This window comes from Streptomyces sp. NPDC059567 (assembly GCF_042735655.1).
Classification (GTDB): Bacteria; Actinomycetota; Actinomycetes; order Streptomycetales; family Streptomycetaceae; genus Streptomyces.
The window spans coordinates 14172-38184 of the sequence record NZ_JBHWBS010000024.1; the positions used below are offsets into that span (position 1 = coordinate 14172).

A 24013-nucleotide genomic window follows, 5' to 3' on the forward strand; every position below is an offset into this window, starting at 1 on the left:
CCCTAGACCGGCTTGACCGAGTCCACGCCCGACCGGGCCTTCTTCCACTCGCCGCGGGTGAAGTCCGGGATCGGCAGCGGTACGCCCTTGGCCTTGATCGAGGCGTGGCTGAGCGGCACCGGCGCCGTCCAGGTCGCCGCGTCGTACACGTCGAAGTCGGGGACCAGACCGAGCTGCATGCACTGCATCAGCCGGAAGATCATGATGTAGTCCATGCCGCCGTGCCCGCCCGGCGGATTCGCGTGCTCCTTCCAGAGCCAGTGGTCGAACTCCGTGGCGTACGCCGCGAAGTCGCCCCACTGGTGCCCCTTGTGGTCCGGCTCCACATAGATCCGGGCCGGATAGTCCTCGAACACGCCCAGCGTCCCGCCCAGACTGTTGATCCGGCTGTACGGGTGCGGCGTGGAGACATCGTGCTCCAGCCGGATCACCCGGCCCTTCTCCGTCTGGACCAGGCTGATCGTCCGGTCGGCCCCGATGTACGTCTCCTTCCAGCTCGGGTCGCCCGGCGGCATCTCCTTGGCGCGGTACTCGGCGAGACCGAGCGCCGGTGTCCCGAAGCTGCTGATGCTGACCGCACGGTCGCCCCGGTTGATGTCCATGTAGTTGGCGACCGGCCCGAAACCGTGGTTCGGATACAGATCGCCCCGCAGCTTGGTGTGCCAGATCCGGCGCCACGGGCCCTCGTAGTACGTGGCGGAGAACATCAGCTCGCGCAGGTCGTGGTTGTACGCCCCCGCTCCGTGCAGCAGATCCCCGAACTTGCCCGCATGCGCCATCCGCAGGACCCGCATCTCGTTGCGGCCGTAGCAGCAGTTCTCGAGCTGCATGCAGTGGCGTCGGGTCTGCTCGGAGAGGTCGACCAGCTCCCACAGGTCCGCGAGCGTCATCGCGATCGGACACTCCACGCCGACGTGCTTGCCGTTCAGCATGGCCGCCCGCGCCATTTCGACGTGGAGTTCCCAGGGCGTCGCCACATAGACGAAGTCCAGGTCGGAACGCACGCAGAGGTTCTCGTAATCGTCCTCGCCATGGGTGTACAGACCGGGGGAGGGCTGTCCGGCGGCGACCACCTTGGCGGCGGCGCGCTCCGCCTTCTCCTTGACCGGGTCGCAGATCGCGACCACCCGCACCCAGGGGAGCGCCAGGAACAGGTCGATCATGCTGCCGCCCCGATTGCCGAGGCCGACGATGCCGACCCGGACCGTGGAGCGTCCCTCGAAGGGGACACCGGCCATGGTGGCGCCTCTGCGCCGGGGCGTACGGGCGGTCTCCTCGGCGGCCGTGGCGGCCTCGGGCGAGGCGGCCGCGGCGTGGCCGGCGCCCAGGGCGCCGAGGCCGATGCCCGCTCCCGCGACCCCGGCCGTGGTCCGCAGGACGGAGCGGCGGCTCGGCGGCTGCGGTGCGTTGTCGTTCATGGAACCTCCAGTAGCTGTGTGCACGGCTGGCTCATGAATCCCGCTCAGGACCCTGGCCGTTGAGACTGGTGGTGCGCAAGGGCGCGGATTGGACTCTTGTGACGGGTAGTTGGACTCTTCCATTCCGCATGGCCGCGTCATGCGGACGACGAGGGCCACTCACCCACATGGGGCAAGGGCCCTCGTCCTGTCGCGCGGGACGTCACGGACGCGTCGCGCGCTCCAAGGCCAGGAGCACGTGCTCATAGCTCCGGCCGGTCGCCCGGTCCATACCGATCTCGCACATCCGGTTCGCCGAAAGATGCGCGTCGAAGGGGCGCGCCGTCACCTCGGCCGCCTCCCGCGCGGTGGCCGAGGCCGTCAGCTCCGGATGGAGCATTCCCCGGTCGCCGGCGAAGGCGCAGCAGCCCGCGTCCTCCGGGACCACGACCTCCTCGGCGCAGGCCCGGGCCAGCGCCGTCAGCTGCTCCTCGTCCCCCAGATGCCGCATGGAGCACGTCGGATGAACCACCGCCGAACCCACCGCACGCCGTACGTCGAGCCGCGGCAGCAGCTCGTCGGCCGCCCACACCAGGGAGTCCAGGACCGTCAGCTCGGCGTGCAACTCCCGGTTGTCGTCGCTCAGATACGGCACCACCTCGTGTGCGATCCCGAGCGTGCACGAGGAGGCGTCGACGACGAGGGGCAGCCGCCCGCCCGCCGTCCAGCCCCAGGCCGCCTCCACGATCCGGTTGGCCATCACCTCGTTGCCGCGCTCGTACCCCTTGGAGTGCCAGATCGTCGCGCAGCACGTCCCGGACACGTCGTCCGGAATCCACACCGGTCTGCCCGCCCGCGCGGAGAGCGCGACCACCGCCTCGGGGAGCGAGGGGCCGGGACGCCCCTCCGGCCCGCCGAAGATCCGGTTCACACAGGCCGGGTAGTAGATCGCGACGGCTGCCGGGCGGTGGGTCCGGGGCAGGCGGCGGCCCGCCGCACCCGGGATCTCCGGCAGCCACTCCGGTACGAGATCGGGGCGCACCGCCTTGCGTGCCAGGCCGGTCGCCGATGCCAGGAGACGGTCCCCGATCCGGTCCGCCGCGGCGACGGCGAGCCGCGCCGACGCCTCCACGGCGCGGAAGCCCCGGGCCGCGAGCGCCGCCACGAACTCCTCTCGCGGCGAGTGCCGCCGATGACGGAAGTCCTTCATCATCGCCCCGGTGTCGATACCGACGGGACAGGCCAGCTTGCATGTGGAGTCGCCGGCGCAGGTGTCCACGGCGTCGTAGCCGTACGCCTCCAACAGACTGGCCTCCACTCGGGAGCCGTCGCTCTGCCGCATCATCTCCCGCCGCAGCACGATGCGTTGGCGCGGCGTGGTCGTCAGGTCGTGGCTGGGACAGGTCGGTTCGCAGAAGCCGCACTCGATACAGGGATCGGCGACCGCCTCGACCTTCGGGATCGTCTTCAGGCCGCGGAGATGGGCCTGCGGGTCGCGGTCGAGGACGATCCGCGGCGCGAGCACCCCGTCCGGATCGATGACCTCCTTCGTCCGCCACATCAGCGCCGTGGCCCTCGGCCCCCACTCCAGCTCGAGGAAGGGCGCGATATTGCGGCCCGTGGCGTGCTCGGCCTTCAGCGAGCCGTCGAACCTCTCCACGGTCAGCTTGCAGAACTCGTCCATGAAGGCGGCGTACCGCTCCACGTCCGCGGGGTCACCGGCGTCGAACGCGAGCAGGAAGTGCAGATTGCCGTGGGCGGCGTGACCGGCGACGGCCGCGTCGAAGCCGTGCCGGGACTGCAGCTCCAGCAGCTCCGCGCAGGCCTCGGCGAGCCGGACCGGTGGTACGGCGAAGTCCTCGGTGATCAGCGTCGTACCCGAGGGGCGTGCGCCGCCCACGGCGGTCACGAACGCCTTGCGGGCCTTCCAGTACCCGGCGATCGTCCCCGGGTCGCGGGTGAAGGCGTTGCTCACCGAGGCGACGGGCGCGACCAGCTCCAGCTCGTCGAGCACGGCGGCCGCCGCCCGCTCGTACGCCTCCTGTGTCGCCGCGTCCGGCGCGCGGAACTCCACGAGCAGGGCCGCCGTCTCCTTCGGGAGCCCGGCCCAGTCGGCCGGCACCCCGGCGACGCTGACCGAGGCGCGCAGGGTGTTGCCGTCCATCAGCTCCACGGCGATCGCCCCGGCGTCGTTGAAGCGCGGCACGGCGGCGGCCGCGGCCGGGAGCGAGGGGAAGAACAGCAGCGCCGTCGAGACCTGCCGGTCCAGCGGCAGGGTGTCGAAGACGACCTCGGAGATGAAACCGAACGTGCCCTCCGAGCCGACCATCAGTCCGCGCAGGATCTGCACCGGCGTGGCACCGTCCAGGAAGGCGTCCAGGCGGTAGCCGTTGGTGTTCTTGATCGTGTGCTTGGCACGGATGCGGGAGACCAGTTCGGGGTCGGCCTCGATCTCGGCCTTCAGCTCCATCAGCCCCGCGCACAGGCGTGGCTCGGCGCGCGCGAGCTCCGCGTCGGCGGCCGGACCGGCGGTGTCCACGACGGTGCCGCTCGGCAGGACACAGGTGAGGGAGGCGACGGTCCGGTACGAGTTCCGGGTCGTCCCCGCGGTCATGCCCGAGGCGTTGTTGGCGACGACCCCGCCGATCGTGCAGGCGACGGCGCTCGCCGGGTCGGGTCCGAGGACCCGGCCGTGCCGCGCGAGCGCGGCGTTGGCCCGGACGACGGTGGTGCCGGGGCGGATCCGGGCGCGAGCGCCGTCGTCGAGCACCTCGACGCCCGCCCAGTGCCGGCGCACGTCGACCAGGATGTCCTCCCCCTGAGCCTGCCCGTTGAGGCTGGTCCCGGCCGCCCGGAACACCACCGCGCGGCCCTTGCCGTGCGCGTACGACAGGACCGCGGAGATGTCGTCGATGTCCTCCGCCACCACCACGACCTGGGGGACGAACCGGTAGGGGCTCGCGTCGGAGGCGTACCGCACCAGGTCGGAGATCTTCGACAGCACCTTGCCGGGGCCGAGGAGCGCGGTCAGCTCCTCCCGCAGGTGCCGTGGAGTGCCGCGGGACTGGAGGTCGGGGACCCGGTCCGGGGCCGGGGTCCGCTTCGTGCCCGGACGCAGGGCCTGCGGGTTCGGCTCCAGCAGTGGCATGTCACGGCTCCCCTCGGCGCTGCCTGCGCCTCCTCGGTCAGCAGCGCCGCCCCGGCACGTGGTCGACCAGAGCGGACAGCAGACCTCCGAGCACCTCGCGCTGATCGACGGTCAATGGAGCAAGGATGTCCTCTGCGGCCGCCCGACGGGCGCTTCGCAACGCGCGCAGCGTGGCGCGCCCCGAGTCGGTGAGCTCGATCCTGACCACCCTGCGGTTCGTCGGATCGGCGACGCGACGCACCCGGCCGGCCGCCTCCAGGCCGTCCACCAGGCTGGTGACGGCCCGGGGGACGACCTCGAGGCGCTCGGCGAGATCGGCCATCCGGGGCGGATGGTCGTAGTGCGAGACCGTGCGCAGCAGGCGGGACTGCGCGGGGGTGATGCCGATCGGCTCCAGTTGCTGCTTCTGGCTGCGCTGCAGGCGTCGGGTGAGGCGCAGCAATTGCTCGGCGAGGAGGCCGTCGGCGTCGGGGGTGTTCATGGGGGAACAATATCAGGACCATGTTCATTGTGAGTATAGGTAACAATGAGCTATGCTCTGATCGACTTCACTGCTCTCACCCCTCGTAGGAGCCCATGCGCCCCCATGAAGAGTCCGAATGGACACCCCCACCGCGCGACCCCGCGCAGCCGAAGGAGCCCGCGCAGATGCGCCGCATCCTGCGGCTCTTCCGTCCCTACCACGGGCGGCTCGCCGTCGTCGGCCTGCTCGTCGGCGCCTCGTCCCTGGTGACGGTCGCCTCGCCGTTCCTGCTGAAGGAGATCCTCGACACCGCGATCCCGCAGGGCCGCACCGGGCTGCTCAGCCTGCTCGCCCTCGGCATGATCGTCACCGCCGTGATGGCGAGCGTCTTCGGCGTGCTCCAGACCCTCATCTCCACCACCGTCGGCCAGCGGGTGATGCACGATCTGCGCACCGCGGTCTACACGCAGCTGCAGCGGATGCCGCTCGCCTTCTTCACGCGTACGCGCACGGGCGAGATCCAGTCCCGGATCGCCAACGACATCGGCGGGATGCAGGCGACGGTCACCTCGACCGCCACCTCCCTCGTCTCCAACCTCACCGCCGTCGTCGCGACCATCGTCGCCATGCTCGCGCTCGACTGGCGCCTCACCGTCGTCTCGCTGCTCCTGCTCCCGGTCTTCGTCTGGATCAGCCGCCGCGTCGGGCGCGAGCGCAAGAAGATCACCACGCAGCGCCAGAAGCAGATGGCCGTCATGGCCGCGACCGTCACCGAGTCGCTCTCCGTCAGCGGCATCCTGCTCGGCCGGACCATGGGGCGCGCCGACTCGCTCACCAAGTCCTTCGCCGAGGAGTCCGAGCGCCTCGTCCACCTCGAAGTGCGCTCCTCCATGGCAGGACGGTGGCGGATGTCCATCATCGGCATCGTCATGGCCGCCATGCCCGCGATGATCTACTGGGCCGCGGGCCTCACCCTCCAGGGCGGCGGACCGGCGATCTCGCTGGGCACCCTCGTCGCCTTCGTCTCGCTCCAGCAGGGTCTGTTCCGGCCCGCGGTGAGCCTGCTGTCCACGGGCGTCCAGATCCAGACCTCCCTCGCCCTCTTCCAGCGGATCTTCGAGTACCTCGACCTCCCCGTCGACATCACCGAGTCCGCGAACCCCACCCGGCTGGAGAAGATCAGCGGCGACGTGGCGTTCGAGAAGGTCGACTTCCGCTACGAAAGCGAGGCGCCCGGCCGGCCGACGCTCGACTCCGTCGACCTGACCGTCCCGGCCGGCGGAAGCCTGGCCGTCGTCGGATCCACCGGCTCCGGCAAGTCCACGCTCAGCTATCTGGTGCCCCGGCTCTACGACGTGACCGGCGGACGGGTGCTGATCGACGGCGTCGACGTCCGCGAGCTGGACTTCGACACCCTCGCCCGGGCCGTCGGCGTCGTCTCCCAGGAGACGTATCTCTTCCACGCCTCCGTCGGCGACAACCTGCGCTTCGCCAAGCCCGACGCCACCGACGAGGAGATCGAGGCCGCCGCCCGCGCCGCCCAGATCCACGACCACATCGCCTCGCTCCCCGAGGGCTACGACACCCTCGTCGGCGAGCGCGGCTACCGCTTCTCCGGCGGCGAGAAGCAGCGCCTCGCCATCGCCCGCACCATCCTGCGCGACCCGCCCGTGCTCATCCTCGACGAGGCGACCAGCGCCCTGGACACCCGTACGGAGCATGCGGTGCAGCAGGCCATCGACGCGCTATCCGCCGGTCGTACCACCATCACCATCGCCCATCGGCTCTCCACCGTCCGCGACGCCGACCAGATCGTGGTCCTCGAAGCCGGCCGGATCGCCGAGCGCGGCACGCACGAGGAGCTCCTCGAACGGGACGGCCGGTACGCGGCCCTGGTGCGCCGTGACGAACACGCGAACGTGGGAGCGGTTGTTCCCCAGAACGTGTGATCGTTCCCGCTTTCGTTGCCCAACTCCCTTGTGACGCCTGATGATTACGGTGCGCAAGCGGCGGGCTGCAGACCGCGGTCGCGCACTGTCCCACAGTTGCACCCTGCACAAGGAGAACGCATCACCATGAACGTGATCACCGACCTGCTCGCCGGCGTCTTCCACTTCCTGGGCTGGCTCGTCTGACCCTGGTTCGTCCGACTCCGCACGGCCGGTATGCGCAGTGCGAGGCGCCGTCGGCTCCCCGTCCCAGGGGGCCGGCGGCGCCGCCGCATGTGCGGGCTCCGCGGTTTCCCGGGTCCGCCGGGTTAGCGTGCGGCCATGACGCACCGGTCCTGGCAGCCCGAACACCGTCGCCGCCGCCCCCGGCTCACCCGCCGCGGCAAGATCGCGCTGCTCCTCGGCGCGGCCCTCGCGGTGACGGCCGCGATCACCGTGCCGCTGCTGCTCCGAGGCGAGGACAAGGTCGAGCCCGTCCCCGAGAAGCAGCGGACCCTGCTGATCCCCGAGGGCTATCGGGCGGGCCAGGTGTACGCGGCCATCGACCGCTCCCTCGGCCTCGCGGAAGGAACCACCCGCGGCGCGGCGGACGCCCCGGCGACCGCGCTCGAACTGCCCGCGGCCGCGGCGGGGAACCCCGAGGGCTACCTCTTCCCGGCGACGTACCCCGTGGAGGCCACGACCACCCCCGAGAGCCTGCTGCGCTACATGGTCGACACGGCGGGGAAACGCTTCGGCACCGCTCACATCGGCGCGGGCGCACAGCGCCAGGGGCTCAGCGTCCACCAGACGGTGATCATCGCCAGCATCGTGCAGGCCGAGGCCGACACCGCCGAGGACATGGGCAAGGTCGCCCGGGTCGTCCACAACCGCCTCGCCAAGGGCATGGCACTCCAGATGGACTCGACGCTGAACTACGCCCTGGGGCGCTCCACCGTGGACACCACGCATGCCGACACCAAGATCGACAGCCCCTACAACACGTACGAGCGTCCCGGACTGCCGCCGACGCCGATCGGGAACCCGGGCGAGCAGGCGATGACGGCGTCGATCGAACCGGCGACGGGCGACTGGCTGTACTTCGTGACCGTGCGGCCGGGGGACACCCGCTTCACCGCCGACTACGCCGAACACCAGGCGAACGTGGCCGAGTTCAACGAGAACCGCCGCGCGGCGCAGGCAGGGTGAATCAGCGGCTCGCCACGGGCTCCCGCTCCAGGAGGCGCCGGATCTCGGTGACGGCGGCGCGACCGGCCCGGTTGGCGCCGATCGTGGAGGCCGAAGGCCCGTACCCGACCAGATGGACGCGCTCGTCCCGTGCGGCTCGGGTCCCCTCCACCCGGATGCCGCCGCCCGGCTCGCGCAGTCTGAGCGGGGCGAGATGGTCGATCGCGGCACGGAAGCCGGTCGCCCAGAGGATCACGTCCGCGTCCACGGTCCGGCCGTCGGCCCAGGCCGCACCGGTCGGGGTGATGTGGTCGAACATGGGGTTGCGGTCCAGGATTCCCCGCTCCCGCGCGCTCCTGATCGCGTCGGTGAGCGGGAGGCCGGTGACGGAGACGACGCTCTGCGGCGGCAGCCCCAGCCGTACGCGCTCCTCGACCATGGCGACGGCCGCCCGGCCCTCCATCTCGCCGAACGGTCCCTCGCGGTAGACGGGCTCGCGCCGGGTCACCCAGGTCGTCTCCGCCGCCACCTCGGCGATCTCCATCAGATGCTGGGTCCCCGAGGCACCACCACCGACCACGATCACCCGCTGACCCGCGAACTCCTCGGGGCCGGGGTAGTTCGCGGTGTGCAGCTGTCGGCCGCGGAACGTCTCCTGGCCCTGGTAGCGCGGCCAGAAGGGACGGTCCCACGTCCCGGTCGCGTTGATCAGCGCGCGGGTGGAGTACGTCCCCTCCGAGGTCTCGACGAGGAGCCGGCCGCCCTCGCCCTCGCGGACGGCGCTGACCTCGACGGGCCGGTGGACACGGAGGGCGAAGCGCTCCTCGTACGCCGTGAAGTACTCGCCGATCACCTCGGAGGAGGGCCGGCCGTCGTCGGCGCCGGTCAGCTCCATGCCGGGCAGCGCGTGCATCCCGTGGACCTTGCCGTACGTGAGCGAGGGCCAGCGGAACTGCCACGCGCCGCCGGGCCGGGGTGCGTGATCGAGCACGACGAAGTCGTGATCGGGCGCGAGACCCGCGCGGCGCAGGTGGTAGGCGGCGGACAGCCCCGCCTGCCCGGCACCGATCACGACCACGTCGACGTCTCGTACGTCCTGCCCGCTCTCAACCCCGAAATCGTTCACGGTTCCACTAACCGCGGTGGGGTCGCGGATCTTCCCGCGCGGGGCGGTACGCTCTGCGGCGCCCGGTGCCCCCCACCCCAGAAGAGGACACCGAGCGCCTGCCGACCGGCCTGAACCGCCCTACCGGCCGCCGCCCGCCACAAGGAGCGGTGCGCCGCCAGGAGCGGAGGCCGGACGTCCGTTCGCCGCCGGCACACCGAGCAGCGGCGATGCGGGGATCCTCGGCAGCAGCCCCCGGGCCGCGAGTTCGGGGGTCACGCCCTCCCCGAACCAGTACGCCTCCTCCAGATGGGGGTAGCCGGAGAGCACGAAGTGCTCCACGCCGAGGTCGTGGTACTCCTCGATCCGGTCGGCGACATCGGCATGGGTGCCGACCAGGGCGGTGCCTGCCCCACCCCGTACGAGCCCCACACCCGCCCACAGGTTCGGCGCGATCTCCAGCTTGTCGCGCTCCAGCGAACCGCCGCCGTGCAGCGCCAGCATCCGCTGCTGACCGACCGACTCGCTCCTGCCGAGCGTCGCCTGGGCCGCGGCGATCGTCGCCGGATCCAGATCGGAGAGCAGCCGGTCGGCGGCCGCCCACGCCTCCCGCGAGGAGTCCCGCGAGATCGTGTGCAGCCGGATGCCGAACCGCACCTCGCGCCCGCGCTCCTCGGCGAGCCGCCGGATCCAGTCGATCTTCTCCTTGACCTGCCACGGCGGCTCGCCCCAGGTCAGATACACATCCGCGTGCTCGGCCGCGACCGGCCCGGCCGCAGCCGACGACCCGCCGAAGAAGATCTCCGGCAGCGGGTCCGGCGGCAGCGCGGTGAGCCCGCCCTCCACCTGGTAGTGGGTGCCGTCGAAGTCGTACGGCTGCCCGCTCCACACGCCTCGGACCACCTTCAAGAACTCGGCCGTCCGCTCGTAGCGCCGGTCGTGGTCCAGATGGTCGCCGAAGCGGCGCTGCTCCACCGAGTCCCCTCCGGTCACCACGTTGAGCAGCAGCCGGCCGCGGGTGATCCGCTGGTACGTGGCCGCCATCTGCGCGGCGAGCACGGGCGAGATGACACCCGGGCGGAACGCCACGAGGAACTTGAGCCGCTCGGTGTGCTGGGCGAGCGCGACCGTCGTCAGCCATGCGTCCTCGCACCATGTGCCGGTGGGGGTGAGCACGGCCTCGAAGCCCAACTGCTCGGCCGCCTTGGCGATCTGTGCCAGGTACTCGATGTCGGGGGCGCGTACGCCGGTCACGGTCCCGGACCGTTTGATGCCGCCGTCGGTGTAGGCATGCCGGTCGACGAGGGTCCGGCCGTCGCCGCCGGTCGGCAGGAACCAGTGCAGATGGACGGTCATCAGGAGGAGGCCTTTCCGTAGCTGCGCGCCGGGGTGGTGGACGGCGGCAGGTTCTTGTCGAAGCGGTGGTCGACGTGGTCGGCGAGGCCGAACACCCTGGGAATCAGCTTCAGTTCGGCGAGCAGGCGGGAGCGCAGCGCGGCGAAGCCGGGGTCATCGGGGGAGCGGGGACGATCGAGGGCGACGGCTGCGTCGTACGCGATGACCCCGTCGCGCATCACCAGCGCCCGGTCGGCGAGCAGCAGCGCCTCGTCGACGTCGTGCGTGACGAGCAGCACCGCGCAGCCGCGCCGCTGCCACGACTCGACCACCAAGCGCTGCGCCTTGATCCGGGTGAGCGCGTCGAGCGCGCCGAACGGCTCGTCGAGCAGGAGCAGATCGGGTTCCCGTACGAGAGCCCGGGCGAGCGACGCCCGCTGCGCCTCGCCCCCGGAGAGGGTCCTGGGCCACGCCCCGGACCGGTGGCTCAGCCCGACCTCCTCCAACGCCCGTTCGGCGACGGCCCGTTCGGGCTTGCCCGGCAGCCCGAGGAGGACATTGCGCCACACCCGCTTCCAGGGCATGAGGCGGGGTGCCTGGAAGGCGACCGCCCGGCGTTTGGGGACGAGGACGGTCCCGGAGATGTCCCGGTCGAGCCCGGCCAGGACGCGCAGCAGGGTGGACTTGCCGCAGCCGCTGTGCCCGAGGAGCACGGTGAACTCCCCGGCCTGCAGGGTCAGATCGAGGTGGTCGATGACCGGGCGCCCGTCGAAGGAACGGGTCAGGCCCTGGATGGTCACTGCCCGGCGCAGGTCGGTCGCCATTGCAGCGGCAGCCTTTCGAGAGTGCGGACGACGGCGTCGGCGATCAGCTCCCCTGATTCGGGAGGCGGAGACGGCCTCCCCAAGCTTCGAAACAGGGGATATGTCGGGCAAGGATTCGGGCGGGGTGCGGCCGACCGTCATGAAGGGGGCTCCGAGGCAGGAGAGGGGGGTACGCGTCAGCGACCGAGGGCACGCCGAGGGCGCGCGCACGGGTGTCAGCGCAGGTGGTGGCTCAGGGGTGAGAGGGCGTCAGCAGCCGCGAGGACACGCGGCGGAGGCCACCCGCAGCAGGTCGATGTGACCGCGCGTGGTGAGCAGGGCTGTACGCAACATGGCGCGAACGTAGCGACTCGTTCCGGTGCCGGTCAACGGTGTCTCGGAGCGTGGACGCGCAATCTCGTGGTACGAACGGCAGGATGCCCCCATGGCATTCACCACCACGGTCCTCACCCTCACCACCGGCACCAGCGAGACGGTCACCGACCTGACCTCGGCCTGCACCCAGTTCCTCGACCGCGCGGCCCAGGGAGGCGACGGCCTCCTCAACCTCTTCGTCCCCCACGCCACGGCCGGCCTGGCGATCCTCGAAACGGGCGCGGGCAGCGACAAGGACCTCCTGTCCGCCCTCCACCACCTGCTCCCGGCCGACGACCGCTGGCAACACCGCCACGGCTCCCCGGGCCACGGCCGCGACCACGTCCTCCCGGCCCTGGTCCCGCCCCACGCGACGGTGCCGGTGATCAGGGGCGGTCTGGAGCTGGGAACGTGGCAGTCGATCTGCCTGGTGGACACGAACAAGGACAACCCCGAACGTCAGGTGCGGTTGACGTTCCTCGGGTAGCGGCGGACGGGGCCGCCCCGGGCGTCGTGCTCGTACACCGTACGACCGGCGCGGCGTCGGTCCGAGGCGTCGGCTGCGCCCGGCGTGCCTGCCCGGCGGGTGCGGGGCACTCTGGAGGCATGGCCCGAGCCAATGACCAGGTCGAGGCGCTGCTCCAGGAGTACGCCGAGTTCATCGCGATCCGGGGAGGGGAGGCCTTCAAGGCGAGGGCCTACGAGAAGGCCGCACGTGCCGTCGGAGGGTATCCGGAGGACGTCTCCACCCTGGACGCGAAGGGGCTGCGGGAGATTCCGAACGTCGGCAAGTCCGTCGCCGACAAGATCCTGGAGTATCTGCGGACCGGCCGTATGTCCGTCGTCGACGAGGCCCGGACGGCCGTGCCGGCAGGAGTGCGCGAGCTGATCGCGATCCCGGGGCTGGGGCCCCGCAAGGCCATGGTCCTGTACGAGGAGCTGGGCACCACCACCGTCGACCAGTTGATCGACGCCATCCACCAGGAACGGCTGCGCGACCTGAAGGGCTTCGGGGAGCGGACCGAGGAGAACATCCTGCACGGCATCTCCGTCCTGCGGAAGGCAGGCGAGGGCCGGATCCTCGTGAGCGCCGCCATGGACATCGCCGAGCAGCTCGTCGCGGAGCTCTCGGAGATCCGCGGCTGCGTCCGATGCACGTACGCGGGGTCCCTGCGCCGAATGAAGGAGACCATAGGCGACATCGACATCCTGGTGGCGGCGCGCCGGTCGGCCCCCTTCATGGACGCCCTCGTCGCCCTTCCGTCCACGGCCGAGGTCATCGCGCAGGGTGAGAAGAAGACCTCCGTGCGGACCGTCACGGGTCTCCAGGTGGACCTGCGGGTCCTTCCCCCGGCCTCCTGGGGCGCGGGGCTGCAGTACTTCACCGGCTCCAAGGCGCACAACATCCGCACGCGCGAACTCGCGGTGCGCCAGGGCCTCAAGCTGTCGGAGTACGGACTCTTCGACGCCGAGAGCGGCGAGAGCCTCACCTCCGCGACGGAGGAAGCGATCTACGAGAGGCTCGGACTGCCCTGGATCCCGCCGACGCTGCGCGAGGACCGCGGAGAGATCGAGGCCGGGCTGCGCGGCGAACTCCCCGAGCTCCTCACCGAGAAGAGCATCCGAGGCGATCTGCACACCCACACCGACCTCACCGACGGGCTGGCTCCGCTGGAGGACATGATCGCCGAAGCCGCGGCCCGGGGATACGCCTACTACGCCGTCACCGACCACGCCCCGAACCTGTCCATGCAGCGCATGACCGACGAGAAGATTCTCGCCCAGCGCGAGCGGGTACGCGCACTCGACGGCGTCCACCACGGGATGCGGCTGCTGCACGGCACGGAACTCAACATCGGCCCGGACGGCTCCTTGGACTGGCCCGACGAGTTCCTCGCGGACTTCGACATCTGTGTGGCCTCGGTCCACTCCCACTTCACCCAGAGCAGGCGGGAACTCACCCGCCGGCTCATCCGTGCCTGCGAGAACCCGTACGTCGCCGTCATCGGCCATCCCACGACCCGCCGGATCGGCAAACGCCCGGGCATCGACGCCGACTTCGACGAGGTCTTCAAGGCATGTGCGCGGGCGGGCACCGCTCTGGAGATCAACGCGCATCCCGAGCGGCTCGACCTGTGCGACGAGGACATCCTGCGCGCGAAACGGTACGGCGTGAAGTTCGCCGTGAACTCCGACGCGCATGCCATCACGCATCTGCCGTACATGCGCTACGGGGTGGCGACGGCACAGCGCGGCTGGCTGACGACGGACGACGTCATCAACACCTGGCCGCTGACCAAGCTGCGCCGGTTCCTGGGCAAGGGAGGCCGGCGCAGGAAGGGCGGCTGAAGCGTTGTGGTGGCCGGTCAGTCCGGACGCCTTCTCAGCGGCGTCGCGGCCGGATTAAGATTGCTCTGCGTGCCGGTCGACTCGCGGTGTGTGGTGCAGGGGTGTTGTCGTCCATGACCGGTTTCGCATCTCGTCATCGGATCCGTGACTCATGGAATTGGGTGACCCATGCCGCCTCGACTTGTCGGCCATCAAGGCTCTCTGGCAGGACAGAACTACCCGATCGGCGCCACACCGGTAACCCTGGGCCGCAACAGCGACAACAGCATCGTGATCACCGGGGGGAACGTCTCACGCTTTCACGCCGAGGTGCGCCGCGAGCGCCATGGATTCGTGCTGTACGACAGCGGCAGCAGTAATGGAACGCGAGTCAACGGGGTCCGTGTGACCTCGCACGAACTGCAGCCCGGAGATCTCGTCGAGATAGGAACCGAGACGTTCCGCTTCGAAGCGGCCGATGCGATGGAGACCATCCTCGACCTCTCCGTGCTGCGGCCGCTCACTCCTTCCAAGGCGACGCTCGCGGCAGGGCCGGTGCTCAAGGTCACGGTGACGGGTGGCGGTCCCGTCGGCCTGAGTTTCGCTCTGCTCCTGGAACACCTCATGGGGCAGCGCGTGGCGATCACCGTGTACGACGGCCGGTGGGCCCAGGACGGGGCGAAGGTCGTCTGGAAGGGCGAGGGGCAGGGCAACGTCAGGCGGCAGCAGGTCGTCACCGTGCAGAGCCGCCAGTACCTGAACCTCCCCGAGGAGGTGCAGGGGCGGCTGTTCCGCGGCGACGCGTACTCCGAAATGTGGCCGGTGGGACCCGATTCGCTCCGTGGCTACAACCCGAGAAACCTGCGGATCGCCTACATCGAGGACACCCTCCTCGAATTGGCCAACGAAAAACCGGATCGGATCCGGCTGGTCCCCGAGGCGTTCGACCCGGCCGAGTACCACAAGGCCGAGTCCGGGGACCACGTGCTCGCCGTGTGCGAAGGAGGTCGCTCCCGAACGCGGGAGCATTTCACCGACAAGTTCGGCAACGCCGACAAGTCCATCTACTCGCTGCACGGTCAGCACATTCAGGATGTCGTCCTGGGCCTGCGCGTCAAGTCGACTCTGACGGACCCCATGACGGTCCTGCTGACCGTGGCTCAGAACCGCTTCCTCCTCAATGCCCTTCGCGGCGAGGGGTTCCTGAACATGCGGCTCACCGATGCCGAGGCCGCGGAAGTGGTCGGCATCGATCCGGTGCGGCATGTGTTCGAGGATTGCATCGCCTCACGCCCGTGCGTCATGGGGCGGGACGATCACGGTGACTTCCAGTGCTCGACGCACAGCACGCTCTTCCTGCCCGCGATGGTCAGGGGTTCGGCCCTGTGGAAGCGGGTGTTGCAGGGGCTCGCGCTGTTCGGTGTCGCCGAGAGGGATCTGAGCGCCGTCACGGCCTTCCGGCTCGACATGGTGCAGCGGCCCAGGTTCACGACCCGGCTGCGCTCGGCCACGTCGACCTCCCCGGGGACCTACGGGTTCCTGCTCGGCGACGCCGCCAACGCCATCCACTTCTGGCCGGGCCGCGGGCTCAACAGTGGACTGGGCTCTGCCATCTCGCTGGCTCGATCCCTCAACGGCGCATGGACCGGAAGGCCGTTCCGGGACGCCGACTTCGCACGCCACGAGGCGGCCATGTCCATGCTGCAGTACCGGCACAAGAGCCGAGCCTGGAACACGATGATCACCACCGACGAGAAGGGCGTCAGCTGCGCGATCAAGGAGAAGATCGCGCAGAGCATCGAAGAGTCGGAAGGGAAGGACCTGGACAGGAACGCGGACACCGACGCGCTCATGGAACGGCTGCGGGGGATCCGTGACCGGTTGTCGTCACGCGTTCCCGGCATGCCCGACGACCCGACGCTCCGGGACCACCTGGAAACGCTCGACTCCGGCACCCTGCGGACCCTGTTGGAGAGCGGGGCGTGGGACACACTGATCGTCGGGGGCGAAGAGGTGGACATCGACATCTTCTACCGGCAGGACGCGCCGGCCACGACCGCTCCCGAGAAGGCTTCCGCCGCGACGTGATCATGGAACGGGTGCCGGGCCGAACCACCCCCGGCACCCCCGGCGCGCGCATGAACGTCGTCACCACCTGTGCGGGGGTGAGGGCTTGCCCGGGTGAAACGGGCATCGACCGCCCTCACCCCGTGGCCGAAGTGCCCGCGAGTTCCCTTTCGAATCCGGACAGCAGGGCGGCGAGAGCGAAGTCGAAGCGGGCCTCGGCCGCGTCCTCGCCCGCCTCCCGGGCGGCGGCGACCAACAGCGGGTACGCCGTCGGGTCCAGCGAGGCCAAGCTCCCCGCTCCGTCGATACGGCCCGCGTGGGCGGCGGCGTGCCCGACGGCGAAGCTGGTGAGCGAGTAGAGGACGTCCAGGGTCCTGGGGAGGGAGAAGCCCGCCTCGTGCAGCATCTCCACCACGGCCTCCAGTGTCCCCAGATTGCGGGGCGTCAAGGCGGGCCGGGACAGCAGCAGCGGCGCGGCATGCGGATGCGCGCCGAGCGCGGCGACCAGCGCGCGGGCGTAGGCGCTCAGATCCTCGCGCCAGGTGCCGGCGCCGAACTCCGGGGGAACGGCCTCGGCGACGACCTGCTCGATCATGCCGTCCAGCAGGGCGGTCTTGTTCGGCACGTGGTGGTAGAGGGTCATCGCCTCCACGCCCAGCTCGGCGCCGAGCCGCCGCATCGACAGGGCCTTGAGCCCCTCCTCGTCGACGAGTCGCAGCGCCGCCTCCAGGACGGCCTGCCGAGTAAGCCCCGCACGCTGCCCGCGAGCCCTGTTGGCCGCCATGGCCCCCTCTTCTCCGTGCCGGAAGCACCACGGACCGATTGACGATTCTTACGCTGTAAGTATAACGTCCCGCAGCAGTCTTACGTCGTAAGAATCAATGGGTCGGAAGGCCCGACGGAGACGAGGGGACGAGCGCACGATGACCATCACCGAGCCCTCCGAGGCGAGGAATCAACCCACGCGGCCACCGGACCACGCAGGTCCTGCCCAGCACCGGCCCCCGGAGGGGCGGGGCACGGCAGAGCTGCTGCGGCCGTACGCAGGGGGCTTCGCCACCGTGATCGTCTTGCAGGTCATCGGCGCGGTGGCGGGGCTGGCACCGCTGCTCGCGGTCGTCGAGCTGGGTCGACTTCTGCTCGAATCCGGTCCGGTGGACCATGACCGCGTCCGGCTCGTCGTGGTCGCGGGCTCTGTCGGCCTGCTCGTCAAGCTCCTGCTGACGGCCGCAGCGGCGGGCATCGGCCATCTGCTCGACGGGCGCGTGCAGTTGGAGTTACGCCGGCAGCTGGCCGCTCGCCTGGGTCGAGTGCCGATCGGCTGGCTGGCCCGCCGCCATGGCGGTGAGCTGGCGAAGCTGGTGGGCGACGACGTCGGCGCCGTGCACCCGTTCATCGCCCACACCCCCGGCGAGCTGGCCTCCGCCTTCGTCGTGCCGCTGGTGTCGCTGGTCTATCTGTTCACCATCGACTGGCGGCTGACGCTGATCACGCTGATGCCGGTGGTCGCCGCGGTGGCGCTGGTCCCGCTGATGATGACCCCGGCCCGGCTGCGCGAACAGGCCGACTTCGACACGGCGATGGCGCGGATCGCACGCTCCGTCGTGGAGTTCGTCCAGGGCATCGCGGTGGTCAAGATCTTCGGCGGGGGCGAGCGCGCCCATCGCGAGTTCCGCGCCGCCGCCGACGACTTCGTCGCCGTCTTCCGTCGCTGGGTGCACGGGATCTCCCTGCCTGCCGCGGGGATGCAGCTGGTTCTCTCGCCCCCGTTCGTGCTGCTGACCGTCCTGATCGGCGGTGCGGCACTGATCACCGGCGGGGGGATGGCCCCGGCCGACGTGCTGCCGTTCCTGCTGCTCGGACTAGGACTGACCGCCCCGGTGGCGGCGCTCGGACACGGCTTCGACGAGCTGCAGTCCGCACGCCGCGCGGCAGGCCGGATCCGCGAGGTGCTCGCGGTGCCGCCGCTGCCGGAGCCGGACCGCCCGATCGCGCCGCGCGGCCACCGGGTGGAGCTGCGCGACGTCCGCTTCGCCTACGAACCGGGCCACGACGTGCTGCGCGGGATCGACCTCGTGCTGGAGCCGGGGACGGTCACCGCGCTCGTCGGACCGTCGGGAAGCGGCAAGTCCACGCTCGTCCGACTCCTGCCGCGGTTCGTCGACCCGACGAGCGGCTCGGTACGTCTCGGCGGGGTCGACCTGCGCGACCTGGGCAGCCGGGAACTGTACCGGCGGGTCTCCTTCGTCTTCCAGGACGTCCACCTGCTGCGCGCCTCGGTCGCGGACAACATCGCGCTGGCGGTCCCCGACGCCCGCCCGGACGAGGTGGAACGCGCCGCCCGTCTGGCCAACGTCCACGACCGCGTCCTCGAACTGCCGCGAGGGTACGGGACGGTGATCGGCGAGGACACGCGGCTGTCGGGCGGTGAGGCCCAACGGATCGCACTCGCCCGCGCGTTGCTGGCCGACACTCCCGTCCTGGTCCTCGACGAGGCCACCTCCTTCGCCGATCCGCTCACCGAGCAGGCGATTCGCCGAGCCCTGGAAACGCTGCGGGAGGACCGAACGGTCCTGGTCGTCGCGCATCGCCTGGAGACGATCGCCGGCGCCGACACCGTCGCCGTCCTGGAGGACGGAGTCGTCGTTGAGCACGGTACGCCGGGCGAACTGCTCGACACGCCTGGGAAGTTCTCCGCGCTGTGGCGCTCCGGACATGCGGCGGGCCCACCCGGAGGGGGTGAGCGGCCGTGACGCCGCACGGCCCCGACGATCCGGCGAAGACGAGTCCGCGAACCCCCACCCACCAGCGAGGAGTCGAAAGTCGATGATCCGCGTACTGCTGCGCGTACTGGGCCACCAGTACGCCCGGCCGATGATCCGCACCCTCGCCCTGATGGCCGCGACAGCGGTCGTCGAGGGCCTGTCCTACTCCCTGCTGGCACCGGTGCTGCGGGCACTGCTCGGGGGCGCACCGAACGACGCCTGGCCCTGGCTGGGCGCGTTCGGCGCCACGGTGGCGGCCTATGCGGTGCCGCGCTACCTCGGCGACCTCTCGGGGTTCCGCGTCGGTGCCGCGCTGCTGCACGGCGTCTACCACCGCCTCGGCGACCATCTGGCCCGGCTGCCGCTCGGCTGGTACGGCGCGGCACGGGTGGGCGAGGTGTCCGTCCTGGCAGGTCAGGGCGTTCTGCGGGCGATGAGCGTGCTCGCGCACCTGCTGGCGCCGGTCGTCTCCGCCGCCGTGACGCCGCTGACCATCGTCGTCGTGATCCTCTTCCTCGACTGGCAGTTGGGCCTTGCCGCGCTGGCCGCCGTCCCTGTCGTGGCGGCGATCCAGGTCCTGACCGGGCGTTCGGCGGCGGCCGAGGACGCGGAGCGTGCCGCACGGGACCACGAGGCCACCGGGCGGGTCATCGAATACGTCCGGGCCCAGCCGGTGCTGCGCGCCGGCGGCCGGAGCGCCGAACGCTTCCGTCTCCTCGACGACGCCCTGCTCCAGGTCCAGCGCGCCTCCCGCCGGTCCACGCTGTCCGCGCTGCCCGGCGCGTTGGGCCTGACGCTGACGGTGCAGGCGGCGTTCACCGCGCTGCTGGTCCTCGGCGCGTACCTCGCGCTCGGCGGAAGTATCGGGGCCGCGGAGCTGCTGACGGTCCTGGTGCTGGCCGCACGCTGCGCGGAGCCGCTGCTGTCGCTTGCCGACCTCGGCGGCAGGCTGCGCGGCGCGCGCGGCGAACTGGCCAGGCTCGACGCGGTTCTGCGTACGGAACCGCTGCCGCAGGCCCCCGACCCGGTCGAGCCGGTCGGCCACGCGTTGGAGTTCGACTCGGTCACGTTCCGGCACGAGGGGCGCACGGTGTTCGACGGCCTGTCGCTGTCCGTCCCCGAGGGGCAGCGACTGGCCGTGGTGGGGCCGTCCGGTGCCGGTAAGAGCACCCTGCTGCAGCTGCTCGCGCGGTTCTACGACGTGGACGCGGGCGCCGTGCGCATCGGCGGCGCGGACGTGCGCGCGATCCGTACCGAGGCGCTGATGGAGCGGTTCGCCGTCGTCTTCCAGGACGTCTACCTCTTCGACGGCACCATCGAGGACAACGTCCGCCTGGGCCGCCCCGGCGCCACCGACACCGAGGTACGGGCAGCCGCGGCCGCGGCGCGACTGGACGAGGTGATCGAGCGCCTGCCGCAAGGATGGTCGACCACCGTCGGAGAGGGGGGTGCCCGTCTGTCGGGCGGCGAGCGCCAGCGCGTCTCGATCGCCCGGGCCCTGCTGAAGGACGCGCCGATCGTGCTCCTCGACGAGATCACCTCCGCGCTGGACCCGGTCAACGAGGCCGCCGTTCACGCCGGCATCGAGCGCCTGATGGCGGGTCGGACCGTGGTGATGGTGGCGCACCGGTTGCGCACCGTCCGGCATGCCGACCTCATCGTCTTCCTCGACGCCGGGAGCATCATCGAGGAGGGCGGCCACGACGAACTGCTGCGCCGAGGCGGCCGCTACGCCGACTTCTGGCAGCTCACCCAGGCGTCGGCGCCGGTCCTGCCGATCGCGGGCCGGGGTGCGTAAGCCGGGATGTCCGGACGAAGGCCGGCGGACCGACCCCGGACAACGCGGACCAGGCCCTGATCCGCCGGACACGCCCTAGTCCCGACTGCTCCGGGCTGGGCCGTGCCGAAGGCTCTGGGCGTCGATGACCTCTCCCTCCATCGCGGACGCCGCTCGAAGCATCACCGCTTCGGGAGCGGTGGGCTTGCGGAGGAGGAGCAGCGCCGCGTCGTCGTGCAGTCGGCCGCCCACGTGCGCCAGCAGTTCGTCGTGGAGCGCCGCGAGGGTGCGCGTCGGTTCGTCTGACACGTGCTGCGCCAGTCTCTCGGAGAGCGGGTAGAACCGGCGGCCGCGGTCGCGGGCCTCCGTGACCCCGTCGGTGTAGAGCAGCAGCTGATCGCCGTCGGCGAAGGGCAGCTCGTGCAGGGCGGGGATCTCGCCCGTGAGGGCGCGCAGACCGAGGGGCGGGGCCGGATGGGCGGGTTCCACCGGCACGACCCTGGATCCGCGGACCAGCAGCGGAGGCGCGTGTCCGCAGTTCACGACCTCCAGCACGCCTGGACGGGGGTGCCCGGCGACCACGGCGGTGACGAAGTCGTCGCAGCGGAGGTTGCGCGCCAGACTCCGCTCGATCCTGTCGACGACGGCGAGGAGGTCGGGCTCCTCGTAAGCCGCCTCGCGGAAGACCCCGAGCACCAGAGCGGCGACCCCTACGGCCGGCAGCCCCTTGCCTCGGACATCGCCGACGATCAGCCGGATTCCGTACGGGGTGGGCACGAGGGCGTAGAGATCTCCCCCGATACGCGCCTCCGCGGCCGCGGCGCTGTAGCGGACGGCCACCTGGAACGGGCCGACGACGGCCGGAACGGGCTGGAGGAGGGCTTGCTGGGCGGCCTCGGCGACCGAGCGGACGGCAGCGAGGACCCGCTCGCGACGTCCGCGCAGCGCGCTGGCCAGGCCACTGGCGAGGGTGACGGCCCCCAGGGCGGACAGCGCGGCCGCCAGCTCATGCCCCGGCGCACCGTCACGCATTCCGAGGGTCACGCCCAGCACTCCGGCGAGGAGGCCGACACAGAGGACTCCACGAGGCCCGTTGGTGGTGGCGGCCAGCGCGGGCCCGGCGGCGAGCAGCGGCAGCCAGGTCAGCCCGGCTCCGCCGAGGAGGTCGACGACCACGATGACGGAAACGATCAGCACGGGCAGCACGGGCGTACCGGAGGCGAGCTGCACCAGGACGCGCTTACGAGTCACCTTCCCTGGGGCGACTCCGTGCTTCCTGGGGGAACGGGCCGGCCCGTGCTCTCGGGTGTGACTCATGTGTTCGCCCGTAGTCCTCACCTGTGTGCGGAGCATGCGCTCCATAAAATGTCCGTTAAGTACAGGAAAGGTGCTGGGCTCAGGCGCCACAAGGGCATGATTTTCAGATAGTGAGTGAGAGGCCCCTGGTCACGCGACTCGCGGCCGGCAGCAGCCGCGTCCGGATCTCCTCGAGGCGGGAGAGCCGGTCCGCCCGCAAGGAGACGCCGAGCGAGCCGAGTGTGTCCCCGCTGTACACGGGCACCGCGACGCAGACCGTCCCGAGGGAGTACTCCTCCATGTCCGTGACGGCCGGCGCCAGAGGGGAGTGCTCGAGCCGTCGGAGCAGTTCCCCGACGTCCGTGATCGTCCGCGGCGTGAGATCTGCCAGATGGTGCCGGGAGAGATAGTCCCTTCGGGACTCCTCGTCCAGCTCGCGCAGCACCGACTTGCCCAGCGCGGTGGCGTGACCGGCGTCCTCGAACCCCACCCAGAGGTCGACCCGGGGTGCCCGAGGGCTGTCCACGATCTCGGCGACCCGGATCTCGCCGTCCTCAAAGAAGGTGAGGTAGGCGGCGGTCGCGAACTCGTCGCGCAGCGCGGCGAGCGTCGGACGGACCCGGCTCAGCAGCGCCTGCCCACGGCCGGCGGTGTGGAGCGCCTGCATCTTGTCGCCCAGGATGAACCCGCCGTCGTCCAGCTTCCGCAGGTATCCGTCGTGGACCAAGGTCCGCAGCAGGTGGTAGGCGGTGGCCAGGGGCAGCCCCGTCTCCCGTGCCAGCTGCTTCGCCGGCGCGCCGTTCCCGTGTGCGCTCACCGCCTCCAGCAGGCGGAAGGCCCGCTGCACGGACGTGATCAGCGTAGGGGCGGGGCCATCATGGGCAGCCATACGACCAGCGTGCGCCGGGTGCGTGAGACAGGCAAGATTCCCCGGCTCCGCGCGGGCATCGACCCCGCCGGCGCCTCCGGCGAGAAGGGTGGTCCGGAACGATCTTGGCCTTCAGGAGCGGGGGATCTTCGTGTGATGGGACGAGAGCCAGGTCCTGAAGTCCTGGAGCCCGGGGTTGAGGGCCCGTACGGCAGTCAGGTCGCGAGCTGCGGTGAAGTGCTCCTCGCAGTCACGGTAGAACTGGAACATGTTGCCCACCTCGTCGGCGCCCGGGAAGCCCTGGGCACGGTAGGCCTCCGGGGTCAGCGGCCGGTACGCGATCGGCACGCCGACCTGCTCCGTCAGCTCGGCGGCCATGGCGCCGACCTTCAGGTGTTCGCCCGCGATGCTCACCGTCGCGCCGATGAGATCGGTGCCGCGCTCCAGGACGGCCAGTGCCGTCCTGCCGATGTCCACGAAACTGATGCCGGACAGCCGGCTTTCCCCCATCGGAAAGTTCAGGACCAGAACACCGTCGTCGGCCCGCTGCGGGGCGAACGTGTCGAACAGGTTCTCCCAGTAGAAGGTGGTCCGCAGATACGTCGTCGGCACGCCGGCCTCGGCGAAGTACACGTCGGCCTCGGCCTTGGCGTCGAAGTGCGGGACCTTGTAGGAACCCTGGAGGGTGGGCATGCGGGTGTCGTCGCGCGGGATGCAGTCCCGGGTGTCCTCCAGCGTCGACCAGACGGCGTGCTGGACCCCGGCGTGACCGGCCGCCCTGGCGAGCGCCTCGGCCTGCGCCTTCTCGTGCTCGGCGTTCATGCCCTCCCAGAAGTCGGTCACCAGATACGCGCCGTACGCGCCCTCGAAAACCGGCCGCAGGCTCTCCTCGTCGTCCATGTCGGCCCGGACCACCTCGGCTCCGATCCGCCTGAGCTCGATCGCGGGCTCCAATTCCGGGTGGCGGGTCACGGCACGCACCGCGAAGTCGCCCTCGCCCTTCCCGAGGATCGCCCGTGCGAGAGATCCGCCTTGGCGCCCGGTCGCGCCGAACACGGTGACGACGCGCTTCTCCGCCATCGTCCCCGCCTCCTCCGTTCATGTACTGCCCTCGTTGCCACCTCCCGCGTCCGCCGGAGGAGGCTGCGACGCGACTACCCGGTCGAGCGC

17 protein-coding genes are annotated in these 24013 nt (G+C 70.9%); 7 read left to right on the forward strand and 10 right to left on the reverse strand.

Features of this window, described 5'->3' with window-relative positions; all coding sequences use genetic code 11:
- Window positions 1-2: 2 nt before the first annotated feature.
- The 3 genes from ACFVZW_RS13960 to ACFVZW_RS13970 all read right to left on the reverse strand — a co-directional run bounded on the left by ACFVZW_RS13960 (window position 3) and on the right by ACFVZW_RS13970 (window position 5026).
- Entirely contained in the window at window positions 3-1418 is a 1416-nt protein-coding gene (locus ACFVZW_RS13960) for a Gfo/Idh/MocA family protein (RefSeq protein WP_384520615.1), read from the reverse strand.
- Between the two features lie 202 nt (window positions 1419-1620).
- On the reverse strand, window positions 1621-4545 hold the full coding sequence (locus ACFVZW_RS13965; protein WP_384520616.1) for an FAD-binding and (Fe-S)-binding domain-containing protein: 2925 nt from the start codon (window positions 4543-4545) through the stop codon (window positions 1621-1623).
- Window positions 4546-4582: 37 nt separating this feature from the next.
- The gene (locus tag ACFVZW_RS13970; RefSeq protein WP_384520618.1) at window positions 4583-5026 is read right to left on the reverse strand and encodes a MarR family winged helix-turn-helix transcriptional regulator; all 444 of its coding nucleotides are present in this window, start codon (window positions 5024-5026) and stop codon (window positions 4583-4585) included.
- A 95-nt stretch (window positions 5027-5121) separates the two neighbouring features.
- Here ACFVZW_RS13970 and ACFVZW_RS13975 point away from each other — a divergent pair, with 95 nt between their 5' ends.
- Together ACFVZW_RS13975 and mltG are read left to right on the forward strand one after the other, a co-directional pair.
- Complete coding sequence (locus tag ACFVZW_RS13975) at window positions 5122-6957, forward strand: ABC transporter ATP-binding protein (RefSeq protein ID WP_384520620.1); 1836 nt, start codon at window positions 5122-5124, stop codon at window positions 6955-6957.
- Between the two features lie 321 nt (window positions 6958-7278).
- Window positions 7279-8145 (forward strand): endolytic transglycosylase MltG, encoded by an 867-nt coding sequence (mltG, locus tag ACFVZW_RS13980; RefSeq protein WP_384520622.1) that lies wholly within the window; start codon window positions 7279-7281, stop codon window positions 8143-8145.
- Between the two features lies 1 nt (window position 8146).
- Here the strand turns inward: mltG and ACFVZW_RS13985 are convergent, their stop codons facing one another.
- The 3 genes from ACFVZW_RS13985 to ACFVZW_RS13995 form a co-directional block, all read right to left on the reverse strand.
- Window positions 8147-9250 carry an FAD-dependent oxidoreductase gene (locus ACFVZW_RS13985; protein ID WP_384520623.1) on the reverse strand — a complete coding sequence of 368 codons (1104 nt, stop codon included), beginning with the start codon at window positions 9248-9250 and terminating at the stop codon, window positions 8147-8149.
- Window positions 9251-9370: 120 nt separating this feature from the next.
- Window positions 9371-10585: an LLM class flavin-dependent oxidoreductase gene (locus ACFVZW_RS13990; RefSeq protein ID WP_384520625.1), complete on the reverse strand. Its 1215-nt coding sequence runs from the start codon at window positions 10583-10585 to the stop codon at window positions 9371-9373.
- Window positions 10585-11388: an ABC transporter ATP-binding protein gene (locus ACFVZW_RS13995; RefSeq protein WP_384520627.1), complete on the reverse strand. Its 804-nt coding sequence runs from the start codon at window positions 11386-11388 to the stop codon at window positions 10585-10587. Before ACFVZW_RS13995 ends, ACFVZW_RS13990 begins: the two co-directional genes overlap by 1 nt.
- Window positions 11389-11812: 424 nt before the next feature.
- Between ACFVZW_RS13995 and ACFVZW_RS14000 the strand changes: the two genes are divergently transcribed.
- The 3 genes from ACFVZW_RS14000 (at window position 11813) to ACFVZW_RS14010 (ending at window position 16158) form a co-directional block, all read left to right on the forward strand.
- Window positions 11813-12229 (forward strand): YjbQ family protein, encoded by a 417-nt coding sequence (locus ACFVZW_RS14000; protein ID WP_384520629.1) that lies wholly within the window; start codon window positions 11813-11815, stop codon window positions 12227-12229.
- A gap of 119 nt (window positions 12230-12348) precedes the next feature.
- Window positions 12349-14091 (forward strand): DNA polymerase/3'-5' exonuclease PolX, encoded by a 1743-nt coding sequence (gene polX / locus ACFVZW_RS14005; RefSeq protein WP_384520631.1) that lies wholly within the window; start codon window positions 12349-12351, stop codon window positions 14089-14091.
- Between the two features lie 168 nt (window positions 14092-14259).
- Window positions 14260-16158 (forward strand): FHA domain-containing protein, encoded by a 1899-nt coding sequence (locus tag ACFVZW_RS14010; RefSeq protein ID WP_384520633.1) that lies wholly within the window; start codon window positions 14260-14262, stop codon window positions 16156-16158.
- Window positions 16159-16273: 115 nt separating this feature from the next.
- On the opposite strand, the gene ACFVZW_RS14015 is transcribed toward ACFVZW_RS14010, so the two are convergent.
- Entirely contained in the window at window positions 16274-16921 is a 648-nt protein-coding gene (locus tag ACFVZW_RS14015) for a TetR/AcrR family transcriptional regulator C-terminal domain-containing protein (RefSeq protein ID WP_384520634.1), read from the reverse strand.
- 277 nt (window positions 16922-17198) lie between these two features.
- Here ACFVZW_RS14015 and ACFVZW_RS14020 point away from each other — a divergent pair, with 277 nt between their 5' ends.
- A complete protein-coding gene (locus tag ACFVZW_RS14020; protein ID WP_384520636.1) occupies window positions 17199-18890 on the forward strand; it encodes an ABC transporter ATP-binding protein in 1692 nt (563 codons plus the stop codon).
- 73 nt (window positions 18891-18963) lie between these two features.
- Window positions 18964-20700, forward strand: coding sequence for an ABC transporter ATP-binding protein (locus tag ACFVZW_RS14025; protein ID WP_384520637.1), 1737 nt, complete (start codon window positions 18964-18966; stop codon window positions 20698-20700).
- Between the two features lie 75 nt (window positions 20701-20775).
- On the opposite strand, the gene ACFVZW_RS14030 is transcribed toward ACFVZW_RS14025, so the two are convergent.
- The 3 genes from ACFVZW_RS14030 to ACFVZW_RS14040 all read right to left on the reverse strand — a co-directional run bounded on the left by ACFVZW_RS14030 (window position 20776) and on the right by ACFVZW_RS14040 (window position 23923).
- Entirely contained in the window at window positions 20776-21996 is a 1221-nt protein-coding gene (locus tag ACFVZW_RS14030; protein WP_384520639.1) for a PP2C family protein-serine/threonine phosphatase, read from the reverse strand.
- 103 nt (window positions 21997-22099) lie between these two features.
- Window positions 22100-22864, reverse strand: a complete 765-nt coding sequence (locus ACFVZW_RS14035; protein WP_384520641.1) for an IclR family transcriptional regulator — start codon at window positions 22862-22864, stop codon at window positions 22100-22102.
- Between the two features lie 111 nt (window positions 22865-22975).
- A complete protein-coding gene (locus ACFVZW_RS14040) occupies window positions 22976-23923 on the reverse strand; it encodes an NmrA/HSCARG family protein (RefSeq protein WP_384520643.1) in 948 nt (315 codons plus the stop codon).
- Window positions 23924-24013 lie beyond the last annotated feature (90 nt).

Bases quoted from the DNA above. Each gene is read 5' to 3' on its own strand.
- ACFVZW_RS14025 (WP_384520637.1), top strand. From the start codon at position 18,964: ATGATCCGCGTACTGCTGCGCGTACTGGGCCACCAGTACGCCCGGCCG.
- mltG (WP_384520622.1), top strand. From the start codon at position 7,279: ATGACGCACCGGTCCTGGCAGCCCGAACACCGTCGCCGCCGCCCCCGG.
- ACFVZW_RS13995 (WP_384520627.1), bottom strand. From the start codon at position 11,388: ATGGCGACCGACCTGCGCCGGGCAGTGACCATCCAGGGCCTGACCCGT.
- ACFVZW_RS13965 (WP_384520616.1), bottom strand. From the start codon at position 4,545: ATGCCACTGCTGGAGCCGAACCCGCAGGCCCTGCGTCCGGGCACGAAG.
- ACFVZW_RS14015 (WP_384520634.1), bottom strand. From the start codon at position 16,921: ATGGCGGCCAACAGGGCTCGCGGGCAGCGTGCGGGGCTTACTCGGCAG.
- ACFVZW_RS14000 (WP_384520629.1), top strand. From the start codon at position 11,813: ATGGCATTCACCACCACGGTCCTCACCCTCACCACCGGCACCAGCGAG.
- ACFVZW_RS14030 (WP_384520639.1), bottom strand. From the start codon at position 21,996: ATGAGTCACACCCGAGAGCACGGGCCGGCCCGTTCCCCCAGGAAGCAC.
- ACFVZW_RS13960 (WP_384520615.1), bottom strand. From the start codon at position 1,418: ATGAACGACAACGCACCGCAGCCGCCGAGCCGCCGCTCCGTCCTGCGG.
- ACFVZW_RS13990 (WP_384520625.1), bottom strand. From the start codon at position 10,585: ATGACCGTCCATCTGCACTGGTTCCTGCCGACCGGCGGCGACGGCCGG.
- ACFVZW_RS14035 (WP_384520641.1), bottom strand. From the start codon at position 22,864: ATGGCTGCCCATGATGGCCCCGCCCCTACGCTGATCACGTCCGTGCAG.
- ACFVZW_RS13970 (WP_384520618.1), bottom strand. From the start codon at position 5,026: ATGAACACCCCCGACGCCGACGGCCTCCTCGCCGAGCAATTGCTGCGC.
- ACFVZW_RS14040 (WP_384520643.1), bottom strand. From the start codon at position 23,923: ATGGCGGAGAAGCGCGTCGTCACCGTGTTCGGCGCGACCGGGCGCCAA.
- ACFVZW_RS13975 (WP_384520620.1), top strand. From the start codon at position 5,122: ATGCGCCCCCATGAAGAGTCCGAATGGACACCCCCACCGCGCGACCCC.
- ACFVZW_RS14010 (WP_384520633.1), top strand. From the start codon at position 14,260: ATGCCGCCTCGACTTGTCGGCCATCAAGGCTCTCTGGCAGGACAGAAC.
- polX (WP_384520631.1), top strand. From the start codon at position 12,349: ATGGCCCGAGCCAATGACCAGGTCGAGGCGCTGCTCCAGGAGTACGCC.